The sequence below is a fragment of the Clostridium pasteurianum DSM 525 = ATCC 6013 genome, from assembly GCF_000807255.1.
Classification (GTDB): domain Bacteria; phylum Bacillota; class Clostridia; order Clostridiales; family Clostridiaceae; genus Clostridium_I; species Clostridium_I pasteurianum.
In genome coordinates, this window is record NZ_CP009268.1 from 325385 (window position 1) to 348079 (window position 22695).

The 22695-nt window shown below is 31.8% G+C and carries 19 protein-coding genes; 17 read left to right on the plus strand and 2 right to left on the minus strand.

Features of this window, described 5'->3' with window-relative positions:
• The first annotated feature begins 100 nt into the window (after nt 1-100).
• From dpaL to CLPA_RS01485, 5 genes are all read left to right on the plus strand, one after another.
• Entirely contained in the window at nt 101-1327 is a 1227-nt protein-coding gene (gene dpaL, locus CLPA_RS01465) for a diaminopropionate ammonia-lyase (protein WP_003440823.1), read from the plus strand.
• Between the two features lie 109 nt (nt 1328-1436).
• Nucleotides 1437-4010 (plus strand): selenium-dependent xanthine dehydrogenase, encoded by a 2574-nt coding sequence (xdh, locus tag CLPA_RS01470; protein WP_003440824.1) that lies wholly within the window; start codon nt 1437-1439, stop codon nt 4008-4010.
• A 176-nt stretch (nt 4011-4186) separates the two neighbouring features.
• The gene (locus CLPA_RS01475; RefSeq protein ID WP_003440825.1) at nt 4187-4567 is read left to right on the plus strand and encodes a RidA family protein; all 381 of its coding nucleotides are present in this window, start codon (nt 4187-4189) and stop codon (nt 4565-4567) included.
• A gap of 192 nt (nt 4568-4759) precedes the next feature.
• Nucleotides 4760-5911, plus strand: a complete 1152-nt coding sequence (locus tag CLPA_RS01480; RefSeq protein ID WP_003440826.1) for a double-cubane-cluster-containing anaerobic reductase — start codon at nt 4760-4762, stop codon at nt 5909-5911.
• A gap of 60 nt (nt 5912-5971) precedes the next feature.
• Complete coding sequence (locus CLPA_RS01485) at nt 5972-6742, plus strand: acyl-CoA dehydratase activase (protein ID WP_003440827.1); 771 nt, start codon at nt 5972-5974, stop codon at nt 6740-6742.
• Between the two features lie 12 nt (nt 6743-6754).
• On the opposite strand, the gene CLPA_RS01490 is transcribed toward CLPA_RS01485, so the two are convergent.
• Nucleotides 6755-7891: an aminotransferase class V-fold PLP-dependent enzyme gene (locus CLPA_RS01490; RefSeq protein WP_003440828.1), complete on the minus strand. Its 1137-nt coding sequence runs from the start codon at nt 7889-7891 to the stop codon at nt 6755-6757.
• 140 nt (nt 7892-8031) lie between these two features.
• Between CLPA_RS01490 and selD the strand changes: the two genes are divergently transcribed.
• The 12 genes from selD (at nt 8032) to CLPA_RS01550 (ending at nt 20902) form a co-directional block, all read left to right on the plus strand.
• Nucleotides 8032-9066, plus strand: a complete 1035-nt coding sequence (selD, locus tag CLPA_RS01495; protein WP_003440829.1) for a selenide, water dikinase SelD — start codon at nt 8032-8034, stop codon at nt 9064-9066.
• A gap of 154 nt (nt 9067-9220) precedes the next feature.
• Nucleotides 9221-9856 (plus strand): sulfurtransferase-like selenium metabolism protein YedF, encoded by a 636-nt coding sequence (yedF, locus tag CLPA_RS01500; RefSeq protein WP_003440830.1) that lies wholly within the window; start codon nt 9221-9223, stop codon nt 9854-9856.
• A gap of 9 nt (nt 9857-9865) precedes the next feature.
• Nucleotides 9866-10129, plus strand: a complete 264-nt coding sequence (locus CLPA_RS01505) for a putative Se/S carrier protein (protein ID WP_003440831.1) — start codon at nt 9866-9868, stop codon at nt 10127-10129.
• A gap of 261 nt (nt 10130-10390) precedes the next feature.
• On the plus strand, nt 10391-12571 hold the full coding sequence (locus CLPA_RS01510) for an MMPL family transporter (RefSeq protein ID WP_003440832.1): 2181 nt from the start codon (nt 10391-10393) through the stop codon (nt 12569-12571).
• Between the two features lie 142 nt (nt 12572-12713).
• A complete protein-coding gene (locus CLPA_RS01515) occupies nt 12714-13904 on the plus strand; it encodes a sensor histidine kinase (RefSeq protein ID WP_003440833.1) in 1191 nt (396 codons plus the stop codon).
• Entirely contained in the window at nt 13897-14550 is a 654-nt protein-coding gene (locus tag CLPA_RS01520; RefSeq protein ID WP_003440834.1) for a response regulator transcription factor, read from the plus strand. The genes CLPA_RS01515 and CLPA_RS01520 overlap by 8 nt, the downstream gene beginning before the upstream one ends.
• 332 nt (nt 14551-14882) lie before the next feature.
• Nucleotides 14883-15536: an HAD family hydrolase gene (locus CLPA_RS01525; RefSeq protein WP_003440835.1), complete on the plus strand. Its 654-nt coding sequence runs from the start codon at nt 14883-14885 to the stop codon at nt 15534-15536.
• Entirely contained in the window at nt 15536-16246 is a 711-nt protein-coding gene (gene yqeC, locus CLPA_RS01530; RefSeq protein WP_003440837.1) for a selenium cofactor biosynthesis protein YqeC, read from the plus strand. Before CLPA_RS01525 ends, yqeC begins: the two co-directional genes overlap by 1 nt.
• Nucleotides 16247-16586: 340 nt before the next feature.
• Nucleotides 16587-17453 carry a GGDEF domain-containing protein gene (locus CLPA_RS01535; protein WP_003440838.1) on the plus strand — a complete coding sequence of 289 codons (867 nt, stop codon included), beginning with the start codon at nt 16587-16589 and terminating at the stop codon, nt 17451-17453.
• An 88-nt stretch (nt 17454-17541) separates the two neighbouring features.
• Nucleotides 17542-19050 carry an IMP dehydrogenase gene (locus CLPA_RS01540; protein ID WP_003440840.1) on the plus strand — a complete coding sequence of 503 codons (1509 nt, stop codon included), beginning with the start codon at nt 17542-17544 and terminating at the stop codon, nt 19048-19050.
• Nucleotides 19051-19073: 23 nt separating this feature from the next.
• Nucleotides 19074-19763, plus strand: coding sequence for a hypothetical protein (locus CLPA_RS01545; protein WP_003440842.1), 690 nt, complete (start codon nt 19074-19076; stop codon nt 19761-19763).
• A 263-nt stretch (nt 19764-20026) separates the two neighbouring features.
• A complete protein-coding gene (locus CLPA_RS01550) occupies nt 20027-20902 on the plus strand; it encodes a VIT1/CCC1 transporter family protein (protein WP_003440843.1) in 876 nt (291 codons plus the stop codon).
• A gap of 126 nt (nt 20903-21028) precedes the next feature.
• Here CLPA_RS01550 and CLPA_RS01555 read toward each other — a convergent pair whose 3' ends face one another.
• Nucleotides 21029-22579, minus strand: coding sequence for a nitrite/sulfite reductase (locus CLPA_RS01555; protein WP_003440845.1), 1551 nt, complete (start codon nt 22577-22579; stop codon nt 21029-21031).
• Nucleotides 22580-22695 lie beyond the last annotated feature (116 nt).

The following is a 22695-nucleotide window of genomic DNA, read 5'->3' on the forward strand; positions in this document are numbered from 1 at the left end:
TAGATCATTAAAGTGATTAGTCATGGAATAAATTTTCTGTGAATAAGATGAAATATGTGATTTGTAGTTATTTATATATTGAAAAGGGGTATAGAATATCATGTCAAATAAAGATCAAATAAAATGTATATGCAATAAGTCAGCAAGAGGGATACAGGAAAATAAATTTTCAACAGATTTTTTATCTAAAAGTGTGGTGGATGGAGTAAGAAAATTTCATAAGACTTTACCGAATTATGAGATAACTCCCCTGCATAGTCTTAAAAATTTGGCATCCTATTTGGGAGTAGATGAAATAATGGTTAAAGATGAGTCCTATAGATTTGGACTTAATGCCTTTAAAGTTTTAGGGGGATCTTACGCTTTAGCTAATTATATATGTAAAAAAATAGGCAAAAGAATAGATCAGGTATCCTTTCAGGAACTTGTATCAGAAGAAGTTAAGCAAAAGATAGGAGATATAACTTTTGTTACTGCTACTGATGGTAATCACGGCAGAGGGGTTGCATGGATGGCAAAGAAGCTTGGACAAAAATCTGTTGTATTTATGCCTAAGGGATCATCAAATATAAGACTTGAAAATATAAGAGCAGAAGGAGCAGAAGCAAGCATAACGGATTTAAACTATGATGATGCTGTAAGACTTGCAAATAAATATGCTGAGGAACATAATGGTGTTATGATTCAAGATACAGCTTGGAAAGGCTATGAAGAGATACCAAACTGGATTATGCAGGGTTATACTACAATGATGGATGAAATACTTGAACAGATAAGTGAAATGGGAAAAGAAATGCCAACTCATGTATTTTTACAGGCAGGTGTAGGTTCCTTTGCAGGTGGAATGCAGGGATATCTTGCAGAAAAGTTCAAAGGGGAAAGACCTATAACAGCTATAGTAGAACCAAATGAAGCAGCTTGTATATATAAATCAGCTCTTGCTAATGACGGAGAGTCTCATGCTGTAACTGGTGATATGCCTACTATAATGGCAGGACTTGCCTGTGGTGAACCAAATATAAATGGATGGAAAATACTAAGAGATTATGGTGATATGTATATTTCCTGTCCTGATTATGTAAGTGCAAGAGGAATGAGAATACTTGGAAATCCACTAAAGGGAGATCCTAAGGTTGTATCTGGAGAATCAGGAGCAGTGGGACTGGGCATGCTAAGTTTAATACTTGAAGATAAGCATCTAAAGGAAATAGCTGAGAATTTAAAATTGAATGAAAAATCAAGAGTGCTTGTAATAAGTACTGAAGGAGATACCGATCCTGAAAATTATAGAAGAATAACTTGGGATGGAGTTTGCCAAAGTAAGTAGGTAATAGTGGAAAAATCCAAAGTATAAAGTTGAAAGAACAAATATCAAATGGAGAAAAGCTTCGCACTTTTTTCCTAAGCTTAAAATTACATAGAAAGGCGGTGATTAAGTGTACACATTTATACTCAATAACACAGAGGTTACAGTTAATGAGGATATGAATCTCTTGGAATATCTAAGAGAGCGGGAAGATTTGATTTCTGTAAAAAATGGCTGCTCTGAGGGTGCCTGTGGAGCATGTATGATAATAGTAGATAACAGGCCCATGAGAGCTTGTATATTGTCCATATCAAAGATCCAAAATAAAGAAGTGTTAACAGTTGAGGGATTTTCTCAGAGGGAAAAGGATGTATTTGCCTATTCTTTTGCGGAGGCTGGGGCAGTACAATGTGGTTTTTGCATACCGGGAATGGTGGTAAGTGCTAAGGCATTAATAGATAAAAACAATAATCCTACTTCTGAGGAAGTTAAAGCTGCTATTAGAGGAAATATATGCAGGTGTACTGGATATGTGAAGATTGAAAAAGCTATACTTATGGCCGCTGAAATTCTAAGAGAAAATAGGGAAATACCCATAGAAGATGAAGATGGAAAAGTTGGAGAGAGATTTCACAGGATAGATGCCATTAGAAAAACTCTGGGAAGAGCTAAATATGTTGATGATATTAAAATGCCTGGAATGATTTATGGATCCGCCCTTAGAACAAAATATCCAAGAGCTTTAGTTAAGAATATAGATGTATCCAGAGCCTTAAAATATCCGGGAGTAGAGGCAGTTTTAACCGCAGAGGATATACCTGGGAAGAGATATTTAGGGCATATAGTTAAGGATTGGCCAGCACTTGTGGCTGTGGGGGAAGAAACTAGATATATTGGTGATGCTGTAGCCTTGGTAGCAGCAAAGTCAAAGAAGATATTAGAGGAAGCTTTAGCACTTATTGAAGTAGAATATGAAAAGTTAAAGACAGTTACAACTCCAGAAGAAGGATTAAAGAAAGATGCACCTAAGATTCATTCCAAAGGTAATCTATTGGTAAAAGAGGTATTAAGAAGAGGAAATGCTGAGGAAGCTATTAAAAATTCAAAATATGTGGTAACATATAAGTATTCTACTCCCTTTACAGAGCATGCATTTTTAGAACCGGAATGTGCTATAGGGGTACCTGATAAGGAAGGTATACTGCTTTATACTGGTGGTCAAAGTGTATATGATGAAAAACGTGAGATAACAGAACTTTTAGGACTTTCAGAAGATAAGATAAGAGTAAAAAGTGCTTACGTAGGTGGAGGTTTTGGTGGAAAAGAGGATATGAGTGTTCAGCATCACGCAGCTCTTCTTGCCTATAAAACTGGAAAGCCAGTGAAGGTTACCTTGTCCCGTAAAGAAAGTATAGCTGTTCATCCTAAAAGACATGCCATGGAAATGGAATTTACTACAGCTTGTGATGAAAATGGAGTTCTTACAGGGATGAAAGCTACTCTCATATCTGATTCAGGAGCCTATGCATCATTAGGAGGACCAGTACTGCAAAGAGCTTGTACTCATGCCGCGGGACCTTATAATTATCAAAATATAGATATAGTTGGGAAATCTGTTTATACTAATAATCCCCCTGGAGGAGCTTTTAGGGGATTTGGAGTTACACAGTCAGCCTTTGCTACAGAATGTAATCTAAATAAACTGGCTGAGATGGTAGGAATATCTCCTTGGGAAATCAGGTATATAAATGCTATTGAAGAGGGTCAGGAATTACCTAATGGTCAAATTGCTGACGAAGGTACAGCATTAAAAGAAACACTTTTGGCAGTAAAAGATGAATACTTTAAGCATAAGGATCAAGAAAAGGAATATGTAGGCATAGCTTGTGCTATGAAAAACAGCGGAATTGGTGTTGGTCTGCCTGATATAGGAAGATGCAGACTTACTATAATTAATGGGAAAATTCATATTAGAACCAGTGCTGCTTGTATAGGTCAGGGACTTGGTACAATTGCAACACAGATCTTCTGTGAAACCACAGGTGTAAGTCCAAAGTTTGTAGTATTAGATGACCCTGATACCTCTATAACACCAGATTCAGGTACTACTACGGCTTCAAGACAGACAGTATTTACGGGAGAGGCAGTGAGAGTGGTATCAGAGAAGTTAAAGAAAGTTTTAGAAACTAGAACTTTGCAGGAATTAGAAGGGGAAGATTTTTATGGAGAGTACTCCTTCGATACAGATCCTATAGGATCAGATAAACCTAATCCAGTGAGCCATGTGGCCTATGGGTATGCTACTCAAATGGTAATATTGGACGAAAAGGGATTTATAAAAGAATTTATAGCAGCCCATGATGTGGGGAGAGCTATTAATCCTACCAATGTTGAAGGCCAAATTGAAGGCGGTGTAGTAATGGGGCTTGGATATGCCCTTACAGAGGATTATCCGTTAAAAAATTCTGTACCAACTGCTAAATTTGGAACACTAGGACTTTTTAGGGCTAATACTGTGCCTGAAATAAAACCTATAATAATAGAAAAAAATACAGATAAACTTGCCTATGGAGCTAAGGGTGTAGGAGAAATAGTAGTAGTACCTACAGCACCAGCAGTTCAAGGAGCCTACTACAATTTGGATGGAGTATTCAGGACAAAATTGCCTTTAGAAAATACGGCCTATAGAAAGAGCAGAAAATGATTTGAATTATATACTAATTAAGTCTTAAGGATTTTAGTATATTGGTTTATATAGTTGAGATACAATAAATTAGTTTAAAATATACCATTAAAATTAATAATATAAAATTTAAACTTTAATGGTATTTACTATAATAAAATAAATTAAAGTTAGTACATAAATAGGAGGAATAAAAAATGAGTAAAGAAATAATAGCAACTAAAAATGCACCGGGAGCAATCGGACCATATTCACAGGCCAATAAGGTAGGAAACTTAATATTCACTTCAGGCCAAATTCCACTAGATCCTGCTACAGGAAAGTTAGTAGATGGAGATATAAAGACAGCTGCAGTTAGAGTTTTTGAAAACTTAAAAGCTATTTTAGAAGAAGGTGGTTCTTCTTTAGATAAAGTAGTAAAAACAGTAGTTTATTTAAAGGATATAAATGACTTTGCAGCAGTAAATGAAGTTTATGCTACTTATTTTACAAGCAATTATCCAGCTAGATCCTGCTTTGAAGTTGGTAAGTTACCAATGGATGCAAAATTAGAGGTTGAAGCTATTGCTGAAGTATAATTGATGAATTTCAGGATACATTATATAGACAAAAAATTAGGCTTTTGATAGAAATCTGGGCTTATATAGCCAATAAATATTGGAAATTAAACAAATAACTTGTTGATTAATAGTCAGCAAGTTATTTGTTTAAATGATAAGATACGGATATATTTAACTTTACTTTTTTAAAATACCTTATTGGGGGTTGTTATGAATATTAAAAAGGATTTACCAGAAATATATGAAAGTTTTTCCGAAGCTAGAAAAAATGGATTTATTACAGCAAAGAATTTAAAAGACAAAGGTATAGCATTAATAGGAACCTTTTGTACTTATATGCCTCAGGAAATAGCCATGGCATCAGGGGCTGTGGTGGTTTCGTTGTGTTCTACTTCAGATGAAACTATAGGAGATGCAGAAAAAGATCTACCAAGAAATCTATGTCCTCTAATAAAAAGCAGCTATGGTTTTGGAAAGACAGATAAGTGTCCATATTTCTATTTCTCTGATTTGATTGTGGGGGAAACTACCTGTGATGGAAAAAAGAAAATGTATGAGTATTTAGGAGAATTTAAATCTGTACATGTAATGCAGCTGCCTAATAGTCAAAGTGGAGATAAGAGCTTTGGACTTTGGAAAAGTGAAATTGTAAAATTAAAGGAGACCATAGAAGAAAAGTTTGGTATTAAAGTATCTGAAGAGAGAATAAAAGAGGCAATTAAAATTAAAAATAAAGAAAGACAGGCACTGAAGAGATTTTATTCTCTAGGCAAGTTAGAACCACCAGCACTTACAGGTCATGATATATTCAAGGTTATAAATGGATCTGGATTTAAATTTAATAAGGAAAATTCTATAAAAGAATTATCTGAACTAACGGAAACAGTGAGAAGAGGTTATGAAGAAGGTAAAAGGCTGGAGTCTAAACCTAGAATTTTAATAACAGGCTGTCCTATTGGAGGAGCGGCAGAAAAGGTTATAAAGGCTATAGAAGATAATGGTGCCTATGTAGTTGCCTTTGAGAATTGCAATGTATCTAAGGCGAATGAACTTTTAGTAGATGAGGATAAGAATGTTTTTGATGCTTTAGCAGAAAAGTATTTAGCTATAGGTTGTTCTTGTATGTCTCCTAATCCTAATAGGCTGGATTTGCTGGGAAAAATGATAGAAGAATATAAAGTAGATGGAGTAGTAGATGTGGTGCTGCAGGCTTGTCATACCTATGCTGTAGAAACTCTTTCCGTAAAGAAATTTACCAGCAGTAAGTTTGATATTCCTTACATGGCTTTGGAAACAGACTATTCTAAGTCTGATATAGGACAGTTAAATACTAGAATGGCAGCTTTTATTGAAATGCTGTAGCTCAGCATAGGAATGTTAGCTGATTATGTTAAAGATTATTGAATCAGAGGGGCTGATAATGTGAAGTTTTATTCTATAGGTATAGATTCTGGTTCTACCACCACAAAGGGAATCTTATATAATGGTGATATAGTAAAAAAGCTTATAAGAAAAACTTCTGTGAAGCCTAGAGAAAGTATACTTAACATATATGAGGAATTGTCTGAGGGACTGAAAGAAAAGCCTTATATGGTGGTGACGGGATATGGTAGAGAATTAGCAGATTTTGCAGATAAGAAGGTCACAGAAATAACCTGTCATGGAAAAGGGGCAAAATATCTTAATTCAAATGTAAAAACTGTAATAGATATAGGTGGACAGGATAGCAAAGTTATAAAGTTAGATAGAGATGGTAATATTGTGGACTTTTTAATGAATGACAAATGTGCAGCAGGCACGGGAAGATTCTTAGAAGTAATAGTAAATATATTGGATACAGATGTTAAATCCATAGATACTATGATTAAAGGGATAGAACCCTATTCTATATCCAGTATGTGTACTGTATTTGCTGAATCTGAGGTTATAAGTTTAATTGCAGAGGAAGTTCCAAGGGAAGAAATCCTATCTGGAATTTTATCCTCTATAGCTAAAAGAACAGCTAATTTTGTTTCTAAAATCGATGTTGAAAGTACAGTGTTTTTTACAGGTGGACTTAGCGGCAGCCAGGAATTAAAAATTAGATTAGAAAAATTTTTAGGTGTTCGCATAGAAACATCTTCTTTGTCTCAATATGCTGGAGCTATCGGAGCAGCAGTAATAGGTTACAATAAGTTTAAAAAATGCAAATAGTTAAATTTTTATTTAACTATCTGCTAAGTTTTTTATAGCTTTAATAGCGGTTTTTATTTCTAAAGCAGTGTTAAAGTAGGAAAAGCTAAATCTGACAGCACCTTGTTTTTCTGTGCCTAAGGCTTTATGCATTAGCGGGGCGCAGTGGGCTCCAGCCCTTGTGGCTATATCATAGCTATCTGCTAACTCTTGGCTTATATCTTTGGAGTCATAGTCAGCTATGTTAAGGGAGACAATAGGAGCTCTTAGAGTAGTAGAAAAATCACCATAGATTTTCACCTTTGGAAGATTTTTAACTCCATTATAAAATTGCCACATAAGCTTTAATTCATGACTTAGTATTGTATCTATACCAGTATTTTCTATGAACTGAATGCCTGATAAAAGTCCAGCAATACCGTGAGCATTAATTGTGCCTGCTTCCAGTGCATCCGGCATAGCACATGGATGATGTTCTGCAAAAGAAAAACTTCCGCTGCCACCTGTTTTCAGTGGATTTATGCTTAAGTGATTCTTTAGGCATATTCCACCAGTACCTTGGGGACCATAGAGAGATTTATGTCCTGTAAAACAGAGAATATCAATATTGTGTCTTTCCATATCAATGGGAAAAACCCCCGCAGTTTGAGAAGCATCTAATATAAACAATAGATTATGGACTTTACATATTTCTCCTATTTTTTCTATGTCTATTAGATTACCTGTTAAGTTTGAACCATGAGTACAGATTATAGCTTTAGTGTGTTGCTTTATTTCATTTTCAACATGAGTGTAATTTAACAATCCTCTTTTATTACATTTTATAATGGAAACTTGAACCCCTTTTTCTTTAAGCTCATAAAGAGGTCTTAATACAGAATTGTGCTCCATTGCTGTAGTTATTATGTGATCTTCTGGCTTAAATGAGCCTTTTATGGCAATATTGAGGCTTTCCGTAGCGTTGGAGGTAAAGGCCACATTTAATGGATCTTTTAAGTTAAATAGCATTGCAATCTTTTCTCTTGCGGCATACACTTTTCTTGCAGCATCAAGGGATAGGTTATAGCTGCCTCTGGATGGATTCCCAAAGCTATTTATAGCTTCAAATACTGACCTTGCAACTTCCGGTGGTTTTGGAAAACTTGTAGCTGCATTATCAAAGTAGATCATTAGTAAGATGCTCCTTTCGCATTGTAATATATTATAACATGATTTCTAAAGTAGCTGCAGGGTTAATATTGGAAAGTAAAACTGATAAGAGGATTACTTTTTAATATAAAATTTTAATAATTAGAAATAAGGTGAAAAATGTGGAAAAAAAGAATTCAGAATTCTCCTGTGGAGGAGGATGCAGTGCAAAACTGGCACCAGGATTTTTGCAAAAGATACTTAAAAATATTCCAAATAGATTTGATGAGAATCTGCTTATAGGTTTTGACAGCTCAGATGATGCAGCAGTTTATAAACTCACTGAGGACATAGCTATAATACAAACTTTAGATTTTTTTACACCTATAGTTGAGGATCCCTATACCTTTGGGAAAATAGCTGCTGCCAATGCTCTTAGTGATGTCTATGCCATGGGAGGAGAGGTTAAAACTGCTCTTAACATAGTATGTTTTCCAGAAAGATTAGAGGGAGAAATACTTGCAGAAATATTGAGAGGTGGTGCCGAAAAGGTTCAGGAAGCAGGGGGAATAGTATGTGGAGGACATTCCATAAATGATGATAAGCCTAAATATGGATTGTCTGTAACTGGAATAATAAATCCTAAAAAAATACTTCCCAATAATAACTGTAGTATAGGAGATAAGATTATACTTACAAAACCACTGGGAGTGGGCATAATAACCACTGCCAATAAGGTAGGAGAAGCCGATGAAACTGCTTATAGAAAAGCTATAAAGTCTATGGAAACTTTAAATAAATATGCTGCAGAAAAGATTAAAAAATATAAAGTTAATGCTTGTACAGATGTAACGGGTTTTGGATTTTTGGGACATTTAAATGAAATGGCAAGTACTGAGTATACTATTTCTGTGGATGTAAACAGTGTTCCATATATTGAAGAAGCTTATGACTATGCGAAGGAATTTTTTATAACCGCCGCAGGGCAAAAGAATAGAAAACATCTTCTTGAAAAAGTTAAACTTGAAAATATTGAATTTGCTATAGAAGAAATACTATTTGATCCACAGACTTCCGGCGGACTTTTAGCAAGTGTGGATAAATTTCAGGCAGAAGATCTAATAAAAGATTTAAATGAACTTGAAATAAAGTCTCAAATAGTGGGAGAAGTAATAGAGAGACAGGATGTAAACATAATAGTTGAAGCAAGTTCTTAATTCAGGTGGGGATTCTTTTACCCCATCTGAATTTTAGAACTGCAAATGCATGCTTACTTGGCGTTGAACTCCCACTTTAAGAAGGGGGAGAGTTATGCCAAGTTAGTCAGGTGAAATGATAAATTGTACAAAATAAGGAGAGAAAGTGAATATTATGATAAGAATAGATGCAAAGGGTGATGTGTGCCCAATACCAATTATAAAGACAAAGAAGGAACTTAAAAATATTGAAAAGAACGGAACAGTTTTAGTTATTGTAGATAATGAAACAGCTAAGGAAAACTTGGAAAAAATGGCTAAGGAGCTTGGGTACAAGTATAGTAGTAAAACTGTAAATAAAGAGCACTATGAAGTTGAAATTATAAAAGGTGAAGTTTCAGAAGCAGAGGATAAGCTCTCACAAAATCAGATTGATACATTGGAAAATAATGAAGCAATTAAACAGTATAAAAAAGATAACACTTTAGTAGTTATTTCTTCTATTACCATGGGAGACGGCGATGAAGAACTGGGCAAAATTCTTATTAAAGGATTTATCTATGCTTTAACAGAAGTAGAGAAACTGCCAGTCAGTATTATTTTTTATAATGGAGGAGCAAAACTTTCTGTGAAGGATTCTCCAGTAATAGAAGATTTGCAGAAATTAGAACAGCTTGGAGTAGAGATATTAACCTGTGGAACATGTCTTGATTATTACAATATAAAAGATAATTTAGCCGTAGGTAAAATAACCAATATGTATAGTATTGTAGAAAAGATGAATGTAGCAGATAAAATAATTAAGCCATAAGGGGAGAGTATGAATAGAGAAATATTTAATTTGGTAACCTTTAATTCCACTCATAGTGCCATTAGAGCAGAAAGAGAATTGTTGAATGAGGGTATAAAAGTTAAGGTTATACCTGTACCTACAGAGATAACTGCCAGCTGCGGACTCTCTATAAGAATGAAATTAGAGGATTTAGAGAAAGTTAAAAATATACTAAAGAATAATGATATAGCTACAGCTGGTTATTATCATGTGGAAAAATTAGGACTTAAGAAAAATATAAGTGCCAGATAAATTAATAATGTTACAGCGGCTATTTGTCAGATAAAATAACTAGAGATGAATATGTTGAAGACCTAAAAAATAGCAGACTAGTTAAGAATAAAAGGGTGAGAGCTGGGGGTTAAGCAAGTTGATTTTAATATTCAGCTTTCAATTTTTGCCCAAAAGTACAATCCGTTTGCCCTAAGGTACAATTGTTTGGATATCATGCTAGCTTTATAATGAAATGTATACAAATGATCTAGTACGTAAATAGATCAAAAGAGGGTATTCATGGCAAAATTATTGTACAGAATAGGTGATTGGGTTTATAAGAGACCAAAAAGAGTTATTTTAGCATGGCTGTTAATTATAGTAGCATTAGCAGTTGTAACTTTAAGTTCAGGTATGAAATTTAGTGATAGTTTTTCTATTCCTGGAAGTAAATCTGAAAAAGCTGGCAAACTGCTAGAAAAAGCTACATCTACAAATAAAAATAATGATACATCTACAATAAGGCTTATTTTCAAAGTTAACAATGGCAAAACTCTTATGGATACATCGATTAAAGATTCAATAGATAAATTAAGAACTAAAATACAAGAAGAAGATAAGAATGTTTTAGTTGTATCTGATCCATATAAGATGATGACTATAAGCGAAAACAAAAAAATAGCTTATGCAGATATAACATACAATGAAAAGGCAGATAAAGTATCAGAAGAATCAAAAAATAAAGTGTTGCAAAGTATAGGTATTACAAGAGATGCAGGAATTCAAACTGAATTAGGAGGAGACGTTAGTTTTTCTGAACTTGAAATCGTTGGAGCCTCCGATGCAGTTGGGCTTATAGCTGCGTTCGTTGTTCTTTTAATTACTTTTGGACTATTTTTAGCAGCTGGCTTACCAATAATGACAGCAATTATCGGGTTATTATCAGGATTAATGTGTATATTTATATCTTCAAATTATGTTGATACACCAGTCTTTTCTCTGTCTTTAGCAGCAATGATTGGCTTAGCGGTAGGAATTGATTATGCATTATTTATAATTTCCAGGTATCGTCAAAATGTAGGAGAAGGCTATAGCTTACAAGAATCAGTATCAAGAGCAATGGCTACAGCGGGTAGTGCGGTATTATTCGCAGGTGTAACTGTTATTATAGCACTTAGTGGTCTTTCCCTAGTTGGGGTTCCATTTTTAAAGGTTATGGGATTAGGTGCAGCCGCAGTGGTACTTTTGGTAGTAGTGGCTTCGCTTATTACAGTTCCAGCAGTAATAAGTCTTGCTGGGGAACGTATAAGTCCAAAGCGAAAAAATAAGATTTTCAAATCCATAAAAGTTAAGGATAAGAAACAAAAGCATAGCTTTTGGGGAGGTATTGTAAGTAAATATCCAATTATTATAGTGGTTTCTGTTTTAATTGTAACTGCTTTATTTAGTTATCAGGCTCTTCATTTAGAATTGGGACTTCCCGACAATGGAGCCAAACCAAAGAATTCCACAGAACGTAAAGGATATGATATTATGTCCGAGGGCTTTGGGAAAGGTATTAATGGTCAGCTTATAGTTGTAGCAGATGCTTCTAAAGCTAGCGGAAACTATTTAGTTACGCTTCAAGAGGTAACTAAAGAAATAGAAAAATTGCCAGATATAAAATTTATATCGCCAGCTATCCCAGTAGGTAATGGAAAATTAGCGATGATAAATATAATACCTAAAAGTGGACCAAATGATAAAGAAACTAAGGATTTAGTTGAGAAAATTAACAAAGAAGCTGAAACTATTCAGAAGAATAAAAAAGTTGAAATTATGGTAACTGGATCAACAGCAGTTAATATAGATACTGAAAATATGCTCAGCAAAGCTATGCCTAAGTTTATACTAGTAATTGTTGGACTCGCCTTGATTTTAATGACTTTGGTTTTTAGATCTATATTTGTGCCTATTAAAGCTGTTTTGGGTTTTATGATGACTATATTTTCAACTTTAGGATTTGGAGTTATGGTTTTGCAGGATGGACATTTATCTGGATTATTTAATGTTGCGGCACGTGAACCTGTATTATGTTTCTTACCTATATTGGTTACGGGAATTTTATTTGGATTAGCTATGGATTATGAAGTGTTTTTAGTAAGCCGTATGCGAGAGGAATTCACAAAAACAGGTAATGCAAAACAATCAGTCATTTCTGGAATAAAAAATAGTGGTACTGTAGTAACTGCAGCAGGACTAATAATGACAGCGGTGTTCTTAGGATTTGCTTTCAATGTTGATGCTAACGTTAAATCTATGGGAATTACACTTGCTTTCGGAGTTTTATTTGATGCATTTATTGTAAGAATGACATTTGTACCAGCAGTTATGGTACTATTAGGTAAAAAAACTTGGTACATGCCAAAGTGGTTAGACAAAATTCTTCCTAAAATTGATGTTGAAGGCGAAGATTTGATGAAAGAAGAACAGGTTAGTTAAAATATCTAAGGAATAATAAAATGGAAGCTATAGTATTTCAAGTTACAAAATGAATACTATAGCTTTGCGCACTTTGACAAATAAATTAATGTGTGACATAATCTTGGGTAAAAGGTAGGTGAGCAAAATATTAAATAAATTTATGAACAAAATTGAAATAGATGAGAATGATATTTTTAAAATGCCTACAATCGTATGCATTATTTTAATTTATATAGCAACTTTATTTTTGCAAAATATCAGAAAACCTTCATTATTTGCCAGTATGATTTTTACTGTAGTAATTATAAGCTATTTAATTATATACTTATTTTGTAATACTTTTAAGGCAAGATATTCGGTGTATTTTGTGATACAAGGCATAATTATTTTTGGTGCTGCGTTTATAATGCAAAAAGGATATTACGCTTTATTTATGGGAATGATTCCGGTGTTGATTTCTCAAGGTATTGGATTTTATTATGATAAATTTAAAGTTATTTTTATATTTTTATTTCTATATGCTGTATTTTGTGGCACTGTAGTAATAATAGATGGTGCTAATCAACTTGCTCAAACTATTCCATTCCTTCTTATAGCTGTTATTGCTGTGGTTGCATATTCATCTATTTTTTTCAAACAAGTAAAATTACGTATTCATACACAGAAAATTTTAAAAGAATTGGAACTTGCATATGATAGAGTTGAAGAATTAACTTTAACTAATGAGAGACAGAGGATGGCAAGAGATTTACATGATACGCTATCCCAAGGTCTTGCTGGTGTAATTATGCAATTAGAGGCGGTAAATGCTAATTTAAATAAGAATAATACGGCTAGAGCTCAGGAAATTGTGAAAAATGCAATGGTACATGCAAGAAAAACTCTGGCAGATTCAAGACTTGTTATAGATGATTTGAGAAATGAAGATAATTTAGAGATAGATTTTGTTAATTTAATAGAAGATGAAGTTGCTAAATTTAAAAATATTTCAAACATCTTTGTTAACTTAGATATTAATATAAAATCAAAATTATATACAAAAGTTATAGAATACATTTTATATATAGTAAGGGAATGTTTAAACAATATTGCAAGACATGCAAAGGCAAAAAATGTACAAATTGATATAACAGAAAAAGATAGACAAATAAATATAAATGTTATAGATGACGGTGTTGGATTTGATGTTAGAAGTTTAGATAAAGTTTATGGTCACTATGGAATACTGGGAATAACTGAACGAGTACGTGCGATTCAGGGGAAAATTAAAATTAAAAGTGAAAAAAAAGTCGGTACACAAATTAACATTATAATACCGGCTGAGAAAGGAATATTTAACGGAAATGAGTAAAATAAAAATACTGATAGTTGATGATCATTTAGTAGTTAGAGAAGGCCTAAAATTAATTTTTGAAACAGAAGATAATTATGAAGTTGCTGGAGAGGCTGAAAATGGTGAAAAGGCTTTAATGCTCGTAGAAGATCTAAAACCAGATGTAATATTAATGGATTTATCTATGCCTAAAATGAGTGGATTAGAGGCAATAAAAATATTAAATGAAAGGAATAATACAATTCCTGTAATTATTTTGACAACTTACAATGAAGATAATTTAATAAAACAAGGACTTTCATTAGGTGCAAAAGGATATTTGCTTAAGGACAGTACACGAGAGGAACTTATTAGAACTGTTGAAGCTGCATTTAGAGGAGAAATTCTTCTTCAGTCAGAAGTAACAAAAGCTCTTTTTAATACACAAAAGAAAGTCAATCAAATAGATCAATCTTTTAATAGTGAAATTACAGAGAGAGAGTTATTTATTCTTCAAGCTATTGTAAGAGGATGCACTAGTAAAGAAATAGCTTTTGATATGGGAGTATCAGAGAGGACAGTAAAAGCACATTTAACAAATATATATAGTAAGCTTAATGTTGAGTCTAGGTCCGAGGCTGCTGCTGTAGCAATAGAACGAGGAATTATACATATTAACAGGTAATGTGAGAAAAGGTTGTGATACTACTTGCTGTGGACTTTGTACTTTATGTATAGATGAAAAACCAACTTTATACTGTTCTTTTTTAGTGTAAGGGCTAGAAGAAAAAGATTAATGGGAATGATTCAATTTGCAATGTTAGTTTATTAGTAGAGTTTTTACTTGCAAATATATATTTTTTTTTCTAAAATATATTTAGCATACAAATTTAAATTATTATAAAAAATAGTTAATAAGAGTCATGGTAAACATTATCAATGTAGTAGCAGTATTTATACATAGAGGCATATTTTATTATAAATGAAGTTTTAGTCTTATTAAACGGAGGAAACTATATGAGTTATTCTGGAGTTATTTTTGATCTTGATGGAACACTTCTAAATACCCTTGATGATATGGCTGATTCAGTGAATTGCATATTGCAAAATCATGGATATCCTATACATGATTTAGAAAAGTACAAATATTTTATTGGCAATGGAATGGAAAAGCTTATAAGGAGGGCTTTGCCAGAAAGTAGTGCAAAAGACGAAGAAATGGTAAAGACATGTTTAGATGAATTTATGTTAGAATATGATAGAAGATGGGATAATTTAACAAGACCCTATGAAGGTATAAACGATTTAATGGAAGCTTTAGATTCTAAGGGAATAGAAATGTCTGTACTTTCAAATAAACCTAATGAATTTACCAGATTGTTAATAGATAAATTTTTTGGATTAAAACGATTTAAAGTTGTTTTGGGCGCAAGAAGGGATGTACCTAAAAAACCTGATCCTACAGCAGCTTTTGAAATATCAAAATTGTCTAAAATACCTGAAAATGAATATCTTTATCTTGGGGATACAGGAGTAGATATGAAAACTGCAAATGCAGCTGGTATGTACGCTGTAGGAGTTACTTGGGGTTTTAGAAAAGCTGATGAATTACTGGAAAATGGTGCAAAGACAATAATTGATAGTCCTATGGAACTTATGAAACTTTTATAATGAAACTTAGGAAATTGTTGAATATTCATAAAGGTTCTATTACATCTATTGTTGGAGCAGGTGGAAAAACTACCTTGATGTTTTCCTTAGCAGAAGAATTAAGGCAGAAAAGTAAAGTTCTTGTAACTACTACTACCAAAATATACGTACCTCAAAAATATCAATATGATTATATTGCAAAGAGTGAATGTGAATTTGATTATTATAATAAGTTAAGCTGTAAGGGAATTTATGTATATGGAGATAGTGTAAATAGCAATAATAAATTAATCGGATTAGATTGCAGACTTTTAGAAGAGCAGTTATCTTATTTTGATTATGTCCTAATAGAATCAGATGGTTCTAAGGGGAAAACTATTAAGGGCTGGGGTGATTATGAGCCTGTTATAAGTAATAAAACCAATAATACCATAGGGATTTTTAGTATAGAAAATATAGGAAGAAAAATAAATGAAAATAATGTTCACAGAATTAAACAATTTATGAATATTACCGATAGTTGTGAGGGGGATACTATAAATATAGATCATATTACAAAGCTGATATTTCATTCTAAAGGATTATTCAAGAACGCTGTTGGACATAGAATTTTATTTATAAATAAGGTGGAAAATGAAAGTGATATTGTTTTAACAAGAAAGTTGATAAACAATATTAATAAGAATAATCACGGATATATTGATAGTATTGTATTTGGACGATTACAATAGCAAAGCATTATGAAAATTATATAATATTAAAGAAAAAATGAAGGCCGAGGCTCCATAATGGAGTCTTTTTTTATACATATGATGTTAATTGATATAAATTTATATTTCCATTAAGTGAGGTAAAATGTATATAATCATCGTCAAAAAAATATCTAATTAGGTAAGTTTTTGAATTATTAGGTAATAACTATTATATTTTATGTTGAATTCTAGACTTTAGTATTTTATAATATATTCAATAAAGTAATTAAAAATGTATTATAATAGAGTTTTCCTTAATGCTTTCATCTTAATATAAATATATTGAAATAATTTATTAATAAAAAGTTGGTGTGGTAAGTTGGATATATGTGAAGAAGTAAAAGAAAGATTGTCTATATTTAAAAATTTATATGATGTCATTAGAATTATAGACCCTGTGAATAAAAAAGCTATAATATCTAAAAATGATAACGTTGAAAAAATAGAAAGCCCTTGCTATAGATTTTGGGGAAGTAATTCTTCATGTAAAAATTGTATTTCTATGAGAGCTTATATAGAACAAGATACTTTCACTAAATTTGAATATATTAATGGAAAAATATTTTCCATAATTGCAACACCTATAAAATTTCGTGGGAAAGAATATATCTTAGAAATGATAAAGGAAATGTCTGTAACTGATTTAAATATAGATGGAAAAGGTGATTTAAAAGACCTAATTAGTGCCTTAAATGAAAAAATTATAACTGATTACCTCACTAATGTATATAATCGAAGATATATTAATGAAAGGTTGCCCATTGATATAGATAATAGTATAAAAATTAAAAAACCAATATCAATAGTTATTGCAGATCTTGACTCTTTTAAGCAGATTAATGATGACTTTGGTCATGTAATGGGTGATATAGTACTTAAGGATACATGTAAAATTATAAAAGATTTTTTAATTAAAAATGAAGATTGGGTAGGAAGATATGGCGGAGATGAGTTTTTGATTGTATTAAATAATATTAATAGAGAAGAAGCTTATAAAATTATAGAATCCATGAGAATAAAAATAGAAAAACATAAATTTAAATATAATGATAAAAGCATTAATATTACTGTAAGTTTTGGAATATATACTGTTGATAGTCAAGTAGAGTTTAATGCTGTAATAGAAGAATTGGATAAAAATTTATATAAGGCCAAAAAACATGGTAAAAACAGAATAGTTGTTTAAATGTAATTTATAAATAATTTTCAAATAGAGAATTTATGATGTATAATTGTTAATACTAACTAAATTATATTTTAAGGAGTTGATAAATTTGGCTTTTTACTTTGATGAACCCTCACATACTTTTAGTGAATATCTATTAGTGCCTGGGTATTCTTCTGCAGAATGCATGCCAGCTAATGTTAGTTTAAAAACGCCAGTAGTAAAATTTAAAAAAGGCGAGACCTCTCAGATAGAAATGAATATACCTTTAGTTTCTGCAATTATGCAATCTGTTTCAGGTGATAAAATGGCAATTGCACTGGCTAAAGAAGGTGGTATTTCATTTATTTATGGATCACAATCAATAGAAGATGAGGCTGCTATGGTAGCTCGTGTTAAAAATTACAAAGCAGGTTTTGTTGTCAGCGATTCAAATATAAGACCAGATCAAAAATTAAAGGATATTTTAGATTTAAAGGAAAAGACAGGTCATTCTACAGTTGCGGTTACAGAGGATGGAACAGCTACAGGAAAACTTTTAGGCATTGTCACCAGCAGAGATTATCGTATAAGCAGAATGTCACCAGAGTGCAAAGTTGCTGATTTTATGACGCCTTTTTCAAAATTAATTTCTGCGAAAAAGGGAATTACTCTAAAAGAAGCTAACAATATTATATGGGATTATAAATTAAATTCACTGCCAATTGTAGATGAAAATCAGCATCTTGCATATATGGTATTTAGAAAAGATTATGATTCAAATAAAGAAAATAAATTGGAACTTTTAGACAGTTCTAAGAGATATATTGTAGGTGCAGGAATTAATACTCGTGATTACGAGAAAAGAGTACCAGCGCTAGTAGATGCGGGTGCTGATGTACTATGTATAGATTCCTCAGAGGGATTTTCCGAATGGCAGAAATTGACCATTGATTATATCCGTAAAGAATATGGGGATAAGGTAAAAGTAGGTGCAGGAAATGTAGTGGACAGAGATGGATTCTTGTTTTTAGCAGAAGCTGGGGCTGACTTTGTGAAAATAGGAATAGGCGGAGGTTCTATCTGTATTACAAGAGAACAAAAGGGTATTGGTAGAGGGCAGGCAACTGCAGTAATAGAAGTGGCTAAGGCCAGAGATGAATATTTTGAAAAAACAGGTGTATACATACCTATATGTTCCGATGGAGGAATTGTATATGATTATCATATGACTCTTGCTCTTGCTATGGGAGCTGACTTTATTATGCTTGGAAGGTATTTTTCTCGTTTTGATGAAAGTCCTACTAATAAAGTTAGTATTAACGGAACTTATATGAAAGAGTACTGGGGAGAGGGTTCTAACCGTGCAAGAAACTGGCAGAGATATGATATGGGCGGTGATAAAAAATTATCTTTTGAAGAAGGTGTAGATTCCTATGTACCTTATGCAGGAAGCCTTAAAGATAATGTATCATTGACTTTAAGTAAAGTACGTTCAACTATGTGTAATTGTGGAGCCATGAGTATTCCAGAACTTCAGAAAAATGCAAAAATCACATTGGTATCATCCACTTCTATTGTAGAAGGCGGAGCTCATGATGTAGTGCTTAAAGATACTAGCAATAATGTTTTAAAGTAAATTTTTATTGGAGAAGAATTAATTTGAAAAAATTATTATTAATTTTTTGTGCTATTAGTTCATTATTTATTTATGGTTGTTCTAATAATGATATAAACAAAAATTCAAATCAAAGCATAAATACTGAAATTAAAAGTTCTGTTGCTAAAAATTCTAATGAGAATATTGAAACTATAAATATAAGTGCATCAATGGTTAAAACTTATAATAATATAAATGAATTAGCTTCAGATAGTGTTTTAATAATAGAAGGCAGTATTTTAGCTAACAACTATATAAATTTTAAAGATACTGTTTTTACAATTTCAACAGTTAAAGTCACGAATGTACTAAAAGATTATGATAATATTAAAGTTGGAGATACTATAAATCTTTTACAAACCGGTGGAATAGAAACTATCAAACAAAATGCTAATTTAAGTAAATCCTTTGATAATCCTACTGAAGTTAAAAAAAATATAGGTAAAAAAGTTGAAGTGGTTTTAGAAAACTCTCCTGTTTTAAAAGAAGGTCAACCTAATATTTTGTTTTTAACTAAATATGATGGTCCAATTACTAAAGATGCATATATAGGTACAGGAGACTTTCAAGGTAGATTCTTAAAAAATGGTGATAGAATTCAGCCGCAAAGTGCTGCTTTAAAATCTAAATATAATAATAAAAATATACAAGAGTTTACAAATGGTATTAAATCTATAAATTCCAATAAATAATATATAATTTTTAAAAATTTTAGATTAAGTAAGAAACATCTAATCTAAAATAGCAAAAAGCACTCTGAATGAAGGGTGCTTTTTTATTGAATATTAGTTTGTAATATTCTTCTAAATTCAATTATAGTTCCATTGGACCATTGGACTTTTATAGAAAAAATCTCATGCATGGTTACATCATCAAATAAAAATTCTTTTATATATGTCTATTGTTTTGCTTACGGTAGTATAATTAAATTATATTAATATTGGAGAGGATGAATATGGAAGAAGATTTTAAAAAAGTTTTAATTACTATGCAGTGCAATGAGATAACTGAAAAAGAAATCTATACTAAAGTTTCACAGATTACAAAAGATGAAAATAACAGAAATATAATGCTCAAAATTGCTAAGGAAGAAGAGCAGCATTATAATTTGATAAAATCCTATACTAATGAAGAGGTTCCCGTAAACAAAAAAAGAGTATGGTTCTATTGTTTAGCAGCTAAGGTATTTGGATTTACATTTGCCGTTAAGCAAATGGAAGGAAGAGAAAATGAGGTGGTTAGAGGGTATAGCTATGAAAAGCTGTCAGAAAATTTTCCTAAACTTTCAAAAATAGCAGAAGAAGAAGAAAAACATGAGTTGTTGTTAATCGATATGCTGGATGAAGAGAGACTTAAATATGTGGGAGCCATAGTGCTTGGATTAAATGATGCATTAGTAGAGATAACAGGCAGTTTGGCGGGATTTACCTTGTCTATGGCAAACACCAGAGTAATAGCTTTGGCGGGATTGATTACGGGTATATCAGCCACCCTTTCCATGGCAGCTAGTGAGTATATTGCTGAAAAAACAGAAGGTACCAAAAATGCTTTAAAATCTAGTTTATATACAGGTATTTCCTATTTAGGAACTGTGGCTTTGTTGATACTTCCATTTATTTTTACACATGAAAATATGTATATACAAGCTCTTATAATAAGTCTTATTATTGCTGTAGTCATAATATCTTTATTCAATTATTATATATCTGTGGCCAAAGGACTTAATTTTAAAAAAAGGTTTCTTCAGATGGCAGGTGTAAGTTTAGGGGTGGCGGCTTTTTCTTTCATTGTAGGACTATTAGTAAAAAACATATTAAATATAAATTTATAATATAATAGTACGTTTCGTTTGTATTCCTTGAAATCCATAAATATATGGAATGAAATTCTAAATACAATATATTAAACTGTAAAAGGTACATAGATTTTTGCTTAGAAAATCCATGTACCTTTTTCTTTACACAATATATTTATTGAGAATGTTATTTAAGTTTTCTTTATGATTTTGAATATATTCGGAGAACTCTTCCATAGATTCATCTATGCTTATAGCCAATTCATACAAAAAATCAGGCACTTTTTCTTGAAGGATATCCCCTTTGTATTCAGCAAGTTTTGTTTTGCCTATACCAAGAGTTCCGTTTAAATGAAGTTCAAATACATTTTTTAAATCACCATTAATTCTCTTCATCTTTCCACAGAATCCAATTTTACCTATTTCATGTACACCACAGGAATTTGGGCATCCAGACAGATGTATTTGTGGCAATATATCTTTAGTAAAATTATTTTTGTGAAAATAGTCTACTATTTCTTTTAAGGTATTCTGAGTATTTAAAATTCCCATCTGACAGATTGGAACACCGATACAGGATACAGAATGCTCTAGTTTTGTAGTGCCGCCTATATGTTCTGTACTTTTAAGAAGGCTTTCTGCTTCTTTTCCGTTTAAATTTCTAATATATATACCTTCAGTCAAGGATAATCTTATTTCAACATCTTCAATATTTTCTGTTTCTTCTAATATTAGTTTTAAGTCTTTTAATTGTAATTGTCCTCCTATTGGGTGTATATATACACTATACAATCTAGCTTGTCTTTGAGGAAATAATCTAGGATGTTCTATTGAAGTTTCTAATCCTTTTTTGCTATAAACTTTGTTTTTAACATTTAGGTCTAAATTTTCATTTACAATTACTTTTTTCAAGTGATTTTTATAGCAGTTTATGAAATTTTCTTTACCCATTCTATCCAATATATACCTTACACGAGCCTTACCGCTATTTTTATAATCTCCTTCCGCTATGAAAAATTTTGTCATTGCCTCAATATGATATAATACATCTTTCGGATATATTAGATCGGGAAATTCTACAGATAATTTAGGATTTCTCCCAAGGCCTCCACCAAAGTATATCTTAAAGTATTCTTTTTCATTTTTTTTCACAGCTAAAAAACCAAGATCTACTACTGTTACATGAGATGCATCTTCATAATTACTGGAAAATGAAACTTTAAGTTTTCTTGGAAGTTTATAGCTATATATCCTGTCTAAAAAATACTTTCCTACAGCTAGAGCATAGGGAGATACATCAAAGGCCTCATTTTTTTCTACGCCTGATAAAGGGGAAATTGCAACATTTCTTGGAAAATTTCCACCTGAACCTCTTGAATATAATCCATTTTCTATACCTTCCTTCATTATATGGCAAATACCGTCAATATCAATTCCGTGCAGTTGAACTGCTTGGCGGGTAGTAAAATGTATTCCTTTTAAATTATACTTATTTGCAAAGTTATAGATTAATTTTAAATCTTTTCTAGAAGCTATTCCAGAAGGTATTCTGAGCCTTATCATAAAATCTTTTTTATTTCGGTGTGCATACACACCCATACCACCAGAAACTTTTTTAAAATCCATTTTACTTATCTCATTATTTAAAAATTTATAGCCTAAATTTCTAAAATCATCAATTTCCTTTAAAAGAATATCATTCAAAGTCTTCACTTAAATCACCTATCTTTGTTGAAATATTAATATATATATAGTATAGTTTCTTTTAATCAATAAGTATAATACGTATTTTTTATTATACTTATTAATATTTTTAATAGACGAGGTGA

Coding starts and splice junctions, on each gene's coding strand:
- dpaL (WP_003440823.1), top strand. CDS start 101: ATGTCAAATAAAGATCAAATAAAATGTATATGCAATAAGTCAGCAAGA.
- CLPA_RS01475 (WP_003440825.1), top strand. CDS start 4,187: ATGAGTAAAGAAATAATAGCAACTAAAAATGCACCGGGAGCAATCGGA.
- CLPA_RS01480 (WP_003440826.1), top strand. CDS start 4,760: ATGAATATTAAAAAGGATTTACCAGAAATATATGAAAGTTTTTCCGAA.
- CLPA_RS01490 (WP_003440828.1), bottom strand. CDS start 7,891: ATGATCTACTTTGATAATGCAGCTACAAGTTTTCCAAAACCACCGGAA.
- yedF (WP_003440830.1), top strand. CDS start 9,221: ATGATAAGAATAGATGCAAAGGGTGATGTGTGCCCAATACCAATTATA.
- CLPA_RS01505 (WP_003440831.1), top strand. CDS start 9,866: ATGAATAGAGAAATATTTAATTTGGTAACCTTTAATTCCACTCATAGT.
- CLPA_RS01510 (WP_003440832.1), top strand. CDS start 10,391: ATGGCAAAATTATTGTACAGAATAGGTGATTGGGTTTATAAGAGACCA.
- CLPA_RS01515 (WP_003440833.1), top strand. CDS start 12,714: ATGAACAAAATTGAAATAGATGAGAATGATATTTTTAAAATGCCTACA.
- CLPA_RS01520 (WP_003440834.1), top strand. CDS start 13,897: ATGAGTAAAATAAAAATACTGATAGTTGATGATCATTTAGTAGTTAGA.
- CLPA_RS01525 (WP_003440835.1), top strand. CDS start 14,883: ATGAGTTATTCTGGAGTTATTTTTGATCTTGATGGAACACTTCTAAAT.
- yqeC (WP_003440837.1), top strand. CDS start 15,536: ATGAAACTTAGGAAATTGTTGAATATTCATAAAGGTTCTATTACATCT.
- CLPA_RS01550 (WP_003440843.1), top strand. CDS start 20,027: ATGGAAGAAGATTTTAAAAAAGTTTTAATTACTATGCAGTGCAATGAG.